Consider the following 8,122-nt stretch of genomic DNA (forward strand, 5'->3'; position numbering starts at 1 on the left):
GCCCGCGGAACGACCCAGATGCACGGGAGGGTGAAGGTATGGGTGCGGAAGGGATATCGCGTAGGTCGGTCTTTCGGAGTCTCGCTTTGGTTGCCGCTGTTGCCGGGGGTGCAGCGCTACCGTCGAGTTCGGTAGCTCGGCGGGCTTTTGCCGACGATATCTTCGGCGGCCGTAGCCCGTTGCTGTTCCATTCGCCGACGCTTGCACCGTTTCGTGATGAGTTGCCGAGGCTGCCGGTTGTCGGGGGTTCGCAGGTGTCGCTCGATGCGCGCAGCGCAATGCATTCTTTCCATGCCGATCTCCCGGCCGGTCCGACGTTCGGATACGGCGAGCTCGACTATCTGGGCCCGACCATCGAGTCCGTGCAGGGTCAGCCGTGGACGTTGAACTACACCAATCGCACCGAAGGCAATCCGCTTGCAGCCGATGTGGATACTTCGCTGCACGGGATGATCGAGCAGGACCGGCACATGACCCCGACGTCGCTGCATCTGCATGGGAGTATCACTCCGCCCGACAGTGACGGTAACTCCGAGATGCTCGTCCGCCCGGGTGAGTCTCTCACCCATAGGTTTCCGGGGCTCAACGAAGCAGCCGGGCTCTGGTACCACGATCATGCGATGTCGATGACGCGCATCAACGTCTACGCAGGTTTGGTCGGAATGAATTTGGTTCGGGATCAATTCGATTCGGGTCTTGCCGACAATTCTTTGGGGTTACCGTCCGGTGAGTTCGAAGTACCGTTGGTGTTGCAGGAAAAGATCATGAATCCTGACGGCAGTATGAGAATCAGGTCCAATATTACTGTCCCCCAGGGTAAATGGGAAGGCGGAGGGACCGGCGACGTCGGCGTCGTCAATGGGAAGATCTGGCCGACGATGGAAGTCGCGCGTGGGCTGTACCGTTTCCGCATCGTCAACGCCGGCTCCTACAGTGTGTGGAATCTGTTCTTCGGCAACAGGATGCGGTTCTGGGTGATCGGGAACGACGGCGGGCTTCTCGAGGCGCCGGTGCAGACCGACAGTATTCGACTGGCACCGGCCGAGCGGGTGGATGTGCTGGTCGATCTCGGCTCGCTGGCACCCGGCGAACTCGTAGAGCTCCGCAACGACGAGCCGCCACCAGCCCAGGCTGCATCGTTGGGAGCGGTGCCGATGCCATTGTTCTGTCAGTTCAGGGTGGCGTCAGGCCGAGGATATGTCGGTGACGTCATGACGATGTACCGCGGCGGCAAGGGGCAGCCACCACTGCTCCCGACGGTTCCTGCTGCTCAGGTTCAGCGGACGGTGACCGTCAATCAGCCTTCGGCAGGGTTGTCGTCGGCGCCGCCGATGATGACGCTCAACAACCTTCGATACAGCGACCCGGATATCGAGATGCCGACGCAGGGCGTCGTCGAACAGTGGAACATCGTCAACACCACCCTCGAACCGCACCCGATTCACCTGCATCTGGTGCACTTTCGCACGCTCGGCCGAGCGGCGGTGGATCTGACGGCGTATATGCGGGACAGTCCGCGCCCGGACGTCGGCGTCAAGTGGGCACCCGACGTCGAGCGATATGTGACCGGACCGCTCTCTCCGCCGGCCGCATGGGAGTCGGGCGCGAAAGACACCGTCAACACGTATCCGGGGACCGTCACCCGAATTCTCGTGCGATTCCCCACCGCCGATGAACTCGGATTCGATCCTGATGCAACGTTTGCCGGTCCTGCGCCTATGCACGATGGCGGCCATGCAGGTCACGAGGCTGGTGGCCAGGGTGGTTCGACCGAGCTGCAGGGATACATGTGGCACTGTCACATGCTCGATCACGAGGATCACGAGATGATGCTGCGTTACCGACTACGTGCCTAGGGCGTGTCGCCTAGAACTGGGAGTGGTTGTGCCCGAGAATGTTTGGTATGTCGAGAACGAAGATGTTCGCCGATGCTCAGTGGGAAATGATCGAACCGTTGCTCCCGTCATCCGACGGTTGTCGTCTGCTATGAGCATGGGACCAGTTTGACCTGATTCTGCCAGGGTGATGGGACCACCTGGATTGCCAGTTATGGGACCACCGGCGCGCCTTGCCGGTGGTTTCGTCGTTTGTTCGTTCGATCGTCTGTGACAACTCAACAAGGTCACGGAGGTCGACGGCATGGCTTTACGGGAGATCAGTGTGAACGAGATCAGAGAAGTACTGAGATTGTGGCTCGGGACGGCCGCGATGCCGGCCCCCCGGGTTACGCAAGATCGCCGAGCATTCCGGGGTGGATCGCAAGACCGTCCGACGATACGTCGAGGCAGCCCAATCTGCGGGACTGCAGAAATCCGATACCTCCGCAGCAGTGAACGACGAGTTGATCGCAGCCGTCGTCGACACTGTTCGCCCCGACCGCCCACACGGTCACGGGGCAGCATGGGAGAAGTTGCTCTCTCATGAGGAGCAGATCACCAAGTGGGTGGCAGGAGGCGGTGAACAGAAACCACTCACGATCGCCAAGAGCGAAGTCCTCCCTACCCGCAAAGGGTGCGTGGTGCCGTATCGGATGTTGCATTGATTCGCCACGGAGCGTTGCGGTTTCCGCCGCAAGGACCTCACCGTCCGCGTCGTCGACGGCGACCGGCGGAGTATTCGCAGTCCTCATACCGGACAACCTCAAACCTGTCGTCACCACTGCTGACCCGATCGCCCCGCGACTGAGTGATGGTTGGCTCGGCTAAAGTAGCCACGAAGGGTTCGTGACCGACCCAGCACGGGTGCGCTCGCCGAAGGACAAACCCCGCGTCGAACGCACAGCGGAAATACGTCCGCGGAAACTTCTGGGCCGGTGAACGATTCACCAGTCTCGCCGAAGCCCAAGAGGCAGTGGTTCGTTGGTGCTCCAACATGGCAGGGATGCGCATTCACGGGACCACCTGCGCACGGCCGCGCGAAGTGTTCGAGGACTCCGAACTGCCAGCACTACTGCCGGTTCCGGCGGTGTACGACGTGCCGATCTTCAAGGACGTGCAAAATGCACCGCGACTTCCACGCCGAAGTCGCCAAAGCTCTCTATTCGTTGCCGCAGCAATGGATCGGATCGACCCTGTCGGTGCGCGCGGATACCGAACTGGTGAAGTTCTACCACCGCGGCACCCTGGTGAAGATCCATCCCCGTCAGCGCCCCGGCGGCCGCAGTACCGACCGCGCCGACCTCCCCGAGCCCAAGTTCCACTACGCACTGCGCGATGTCACCTCATTGATCGGTAAGTGCACCGCGCACGGGGCGAATATCGGCATCTACGCCGAACGCATCCTCGATGACCCAATGCCGTGGACGAGGATCCGCAGCGTCTACCGACTCCAAGGACTGGTGCGACGGTACGGTGCCCAGCGCGTCGAACAAGCCTGCTCACTTTCGCTCGATCTCGATGTCGTTTCGGTCACCAAGATTGCATCCATGTTGGAACGGGCCACCGAATCCACCACCCCGGAACTACCGAAAGCAGTCGGGCAGACATCGATACGTTTCTCTCGTGATCCTGCCGAATTCCGTTCCACACCAACCTCATCGATGTCCGTCGTCGACGGAATCGGTACCAGTCCGGAAGGCCAGTCATGACCACCACGCGCACCACCGCTACTACCGAACCGGTCGGCACTGACCTCGTTCGATTACTCAAAGCCCTCAAACTCGGCGCGCTTGCCGAAACCCTGCCCGAACGCGCAGCCCTGGCCCGACAACACAAACTCAGCCACATCGGATTCCTCGAAGTGCTCCTCGCCGACGAAGTGAACCGCCGTGACTCACGCTCGGCGACCCTGCGAGCTACCAAAGCAGGACTCGACCCGGCGATGGCGTTCGATTCCTGGAACAGCCTCGATGATCTGCGCTACGACCGGACATTGCTCGGCAATCTCGCCTCCCTGCGGTTTCTCGATGCACATCAGTCTGCGATCGTCCTGGGCTCGGTTGGGGTCGGAAAGACTCATCTGACAATAGCATTGGGGCACATGGTAATTCATCGACGACACGGTGTTCTGTTCGCACGGTCGGACAAACTGTTCACCCGCTTGCGCGCGGCCCGCCTCGACAACACCGTCGAAGCCAAAATACGCCGGCTCACAGCGACCGACATGCTGATCATCGACGACTTCGCGTTGCGGCCACTCGATGCCACCGAGACCAACGACTTCTACGAGCTGATAGTGGAACGACATCGCAAGAAAGCCACGATAGTGACCTCGAATAGGGAGCCGTCGGAGTGGCTGACGATGACCGCCGACACCCTCCTCGCGCAATCAGCAATCGATCGACTGCCCTCCGCGGCGCACACCCTCATCATCGAGGGGCCGTCCTACCGCGAACGAACCCGGTCTGGAACAGTTGACGAGAACACCGACAGCGAGCGTCCTCAATAGTGCGCCACGGTGGTCCCTACCCTCTGGCAATCAGGTGGTTTCATCACCCTGGCAAGCGACACCCGATGACAAACAGACCTCACTGGATCACGTTCGAATGACGCAGTCACTGGCGAGGGCAACACTGGCCGACGACGCTACGGCAACGAGTTGCTGTGTGAAGACATCCAATACGGCGTACGCTGCATCTCGGTCACGATCTGTGAGCCAGTTCAATCCGAGTCCATCGATTACGGTGACAAGTAGTCGCGCCAAAATACTCACCGAAACAGTCCATTCGGTTCGAGTTCGCTGCGCGGCCACCTCGAGGAACCGCGCTGCAGCAATGAAGTACCCCTCATACTGCTTCGCCGACAAGTCTCGAAGGCCCGAATTGCGCAGTGCGTAGACCGTAAGTTCATAGAGTGCCAGTTGCTTCTCGGGTGGATCGATAATGTTGTCCCACAATCCCCGCAGCGCACCTCGGAGGGTCTCCTCGAGACTGTCCCGTATCTCGATCGCAGCGATGGATGCTTCGATCAAGTGGGTGGCGGTTGAAGTTATCAGACCTGCGAGCAATTCGTCTTTGGAGCGGAAGCAGTAGTGAAACGCCCCCTGCGACATACCCGCTTCTGCCGCGATCGCTCGCGTGGTCAGATCAACCATTCCGTCACGAGCGATTACCCGTGCCGCAGCGGTAAGCAGAAGTTCGCGACGATCAGCCGCTGCCAGTCGACTCATGAGAATGCCTTCTCTTTCTGCGTCAGATTTCGTGTAACGCACATTTTACGTCCCACTCATCTTGAACCATTGACTCAGTCGCTTGACCCAGTGCAGACTCATATCTAACAGATTTCCCTAGCGATCGTTGCGCTGAAAGCGAGAGATGCATGTCGGATTCGAGCCCCTACGAAAAGGGGGCACTGAGCTCTGTGAGCGGCGATCTCACTGTCGCCAAAATTGTTTTTCTTGTCATCGCCGCTGCATCCCCGCTGGCGGCCGTAGTCGCCACTTTGCCTCTGGCGTTTTCGTTGGGCGCTGGTTCGGCGACCCCAGCTATGTATCTGATAGCAGGGATCATTCTTCTTTGCTTCGCAGTTGGCTATGCGGCGATGAGCCGTAAAGTAGTCGGTGCAGGGGGTCTGTACGCGTACATTGCGGCTGGCCTAGGTCCCGTACCAGCCATCGCCGCAGGATTCGTAGCTCTTCTTGCCTACAATGCACTGGCCGTGATGTTGGTTGCTACCTTTAGTTACTTCTCGCAGATGGTATTCGTCTCTTTGGGAATTACGTTGCCTTGGCCGGCCTATGCAGCGTTCGCGATAGCATGCACAGCAATTCTGGGGTACCGTCGAATCGATCTGAGCGCCAGAATAATCGGTGTCCTGATCGTTGCTGAACTGGCCATATTAGGGATCGTCGACCTGGTTTTGATTCGAAGCTTCGGTGTGGACGCCTTTCCTGCCAGTGCGTTCGACCTCACAGGTCTGGGACAGTCCGCATTAGGGTTGGGCTTGATGTTCGCGTTCACCTCATTTCTGGGTTTCGAAGCCGCAGCACTCTACGGCGAGGAGTCATGCAATCCGAAACGAACGGTGCCTCTTGCGACCTACGTCTCTGTTGCAGTGGTGTCGATTTTCTATGGGGTAACCAGTTGGGTCACGGTCGGGGCCATCGGACCGGACAACGTGCGCAGCGAGGCCACCGAGAAGCTCGGCGACCTTATTCTCGATCTCGCCGCTGTACATCTTGGTCAGCATGTGGCGGATATCATGACTTTGCTGCTGTTGACTAGTCTGTTTGCGACGCTTCTCGCTTGCCACAATTCGACGAACAGGTTGACCTACGCGCTAGGACGCGATGGAGTGCTACCGCGGGCTCTCGGTCGAGTCCATCCGAAATACATGTCACCGGCGCGGGCCAGCGTGACCCAAAGCGCGATCAACTGTGTCGTCATCAGCGCCTTCGCTGCGGCTGGACTCGATCCCTATCTCAATTTGTCAGTGAGTATGTCCGGACTCGGCACTCTTGGGCTGGTCTTGCTCCAAGCCACTACCGCGTTCGCGGTGATCGGGTTCTTCCGTAAACGTGCGGATCGCCACTGGTGGCGAACCACGACAGCGCCGCTCCTCGGCGGACTCGGATTGAGCGTCGCGGCCGTACTGATCGTCGTGCACTATCGCAGCCTGACAGGTGTCGACAACATGGTCGTTAACGCTCTCCCCACGATGCTTGCAATAGTCGCCCTCATCGGGGCGCTCTATGCACTGTGGTTGCAGCGATACAGGCCAGCGGTCTATGCGGAGATTGGGAACATTACCGACCCGTCATCTCTCGAAAGTCACCCCACCCACACAGGAGGAAAAACAAGATGAGCACCACCGACCCATTTACCGTCGTCGTTGTCGGAGGAGCCGGAGGTATGGGCCGCCACGCAGTTCGGGCAATCGCACGACTAGGAAGTGCAGACCACATCGTCGTTGCCGACCTCGACGTCGGTCGAGCACAGCGCCTCGCTGACGAAATCGGCCCCGCGGCCACCGCGACTCGGCTCGACGCCACCGACCCCACGGCCATGCACGAACTATTCACCGGTTGCGACATAGTACTCAATACGATGGGTCCCTTTGCGCGTTTCGGTACACCAATACTGCGCGCAGCCCTCGATGCCGGTTGCGACTACGCCGATATCGACGACGACTGGCAATCCACTGTAGAAGCCCTCGAGTTCGATGATCGTGCGCGGGCATCGGGACGACGGGTGATCATCGGACTCGGCGCCAGCCCTGGCACTACCAATGTTTGCGCACGCATTGCCGCCGAACGACTCGACGAAGTCGACGACCTTTTTACAGGGTGGAGTTTGGCAGCGGCCGTGGTCGAACCCGATACTCGCTTTCCCGTTCAAGGGGCTGCGGCAGCAGGAACACACTGGCTGTTGCAATGCACAGGGACAATCCGGGCCTGGACAGAGGGAGCCGCCGCAGACATTGCACCACTGGAACGTATCGACTTCGACTTTCCTGGAGTCGGCCCTACCTACGCGTACACGATGGGACACCCGGAAGCTGTCACCCTCCCTCGCGCCATCGCAGGACTACGCCGTTCGGTCAACCTCCAGTGCGGGCCCACAGAGCTCTTCGACGAACTTCGTCTCGTTGCAAAACGATTCGAGAACGGAACAATCACCGCAGACGACGCGGCGAAACTCATCGACTCACGTCCCGCACAAGAGTCCATGTCGGATCAGCCAGCGTTGCCGAACATTTGGGCACTTGCACGAGGGAGACGAGATGGCCGCCAAACAAGTGTCGCTGTTTACCCTAGGCTCGACTTGCCCGGGCTGATGGGCGGACACACCGGAATACCATTGGCAATAGGTGTCGATCTGCTGCGTCACAACAAGATCACCGGGCCCGGGGTCCATGCACCCGAAACCGCTTTCGCACCAAACGACTATTTCGACATCTACAGCAAATTGACCATCCAAACGCCCACGCCCTCCAATCCCTTGCTTGCAATCGAAGAAACAAGCGATCCAGACTTCTAACCGAAGGAGAGCGGTCACCGTCGGACATCTACGCCTAGCTGTATGAGGCACGGACCTTAGCTTTAATACTGTTCAGTTAGTGCTGAATGGCAGTGCATTGGGGTGACGTTGTGGGTTGTGGATGGTGTTGGTGCCGGGAGCGTGTGGCTGCCCATTTGATGATTTTGCGTTTGACGACCCGCGGGTTCGCTCGGAGGCGACGTGCGG

Annotated in this window: 7 protein-coding genes; 6 read left to right on the top strand and 1 reads right to left on the bottom strand. The window is 59.4% G+C overall.

Features of this window, described 5'->3' with window-relative positions:
• The first annotated feature begins 38 nt into the window (after positions 1-38).
• From BJI47_RS06550 to BJI47_RS06560, 4 genes are all read left to right on the top strand, one after another.
• The gene (locus BJI47_RS06550; protein WP_088942980.1) at positions 39-1,856 is read left to right on the top strand and encodes a multicopper oxidase family protein; all 1,818 of its coding nucleotides are present in this window, start codon (positions 39-41) and stop codon (positions 1,854-1,856) included.
• 395 nt (positions 1,857-2,251) lie between these two features.
• Positions 2,252-2,542 (top strand): hypothetical protein, encoded by a 291-nt coding sequence (locus BJI47_RS24465; RefSeq protein ID WP_254900423.1) that lies wholly within the window; start codon positions 2,252-2,254, stop codon positions 2,540-2,542.
• A gap of 456 nt (positions 2,543-2,998) precedes the next feature.
• Positions 2,999-3,586, top strand: a complete 588-nt coding sequence (locus BJI47_RS24470) for a hypothetical protein (RefSeq protein WP_254900424.1) — start codon at positions 2,999-3,001, stop codon at positions 3,584-3,586.
• Positions 3,583-4,386, top strand: a complete 804-nt coding sequence (locus BJI47_RS06560) for an ATP-binding protein (RefSeq protein ID WP_088942981.1) — start codon at positions 3,583-3,585, stop codon at positions 4,384-4,386. The genes BJI47_RS24470 and BJI47_RS06560 overlap by 4 nt, the downstream gene beginning before the upstream one ends.
• A gap of 87 nt (positions 4,387-4,473) precedes the next feature.
• Here the strand turns inward: BJI47_RS06560 and BJI47_RS06565 are convergent, their stop codons facing one another.
• Complete coding sequence (locus BJI47_RS06565) at positions 4,474-5,106, bottom strand: TetR/AcrR family transcriptional regulator (RefSeq protein WP_088942982.1); 633 nt, start codon at positions 5,104-5,106, stop codon at positions 4,474-4,476.
• Positions 5,107-5,255: 149 nt separating this feature from the next.
• Between BJI47_RS06565 and BJI47_RS06570 the strand changes: the two genes are divergently transcribed.
• Both BJI47_RS06570 and BJI47_RS06575 read left to right on the top strand, forming a co-directional pair.
• Positions 5,256-6,740: an APC family permease gene (locus BJI47_RS06570; protein ID WP_088942983.1), complete on the top strand. Its 1,485-nt coding sequence runs from the start codon at positions 5,256-5,258 to the stop codon at positions 6,738-6,740.
• A complete protein-coding gene (locus BJI47_RS06575; protein ID WP_088942984.1) occupies positions 6,737-7,915 on the top strand; it encodes a saccharopine dehydrogenase family protein in 1,179 nt (392 codons plus the stop codon). Before BJI47_RS06570 ends, BJI47_RS06575 begins: the two co-directional genes overlap by 4 nt.
• Positions 7,916-8,122: the final 207 nt, after the last annotated feature.

This window comes from Rhodococcus sp. 1168 (genome assembly GCF_002091955.1).
Classification (GTDB): Bacteria; Actinomycetota; Actinomycetes; order Mycobacteriales; family Mycobacteriaceae; genus Rhodococcoides.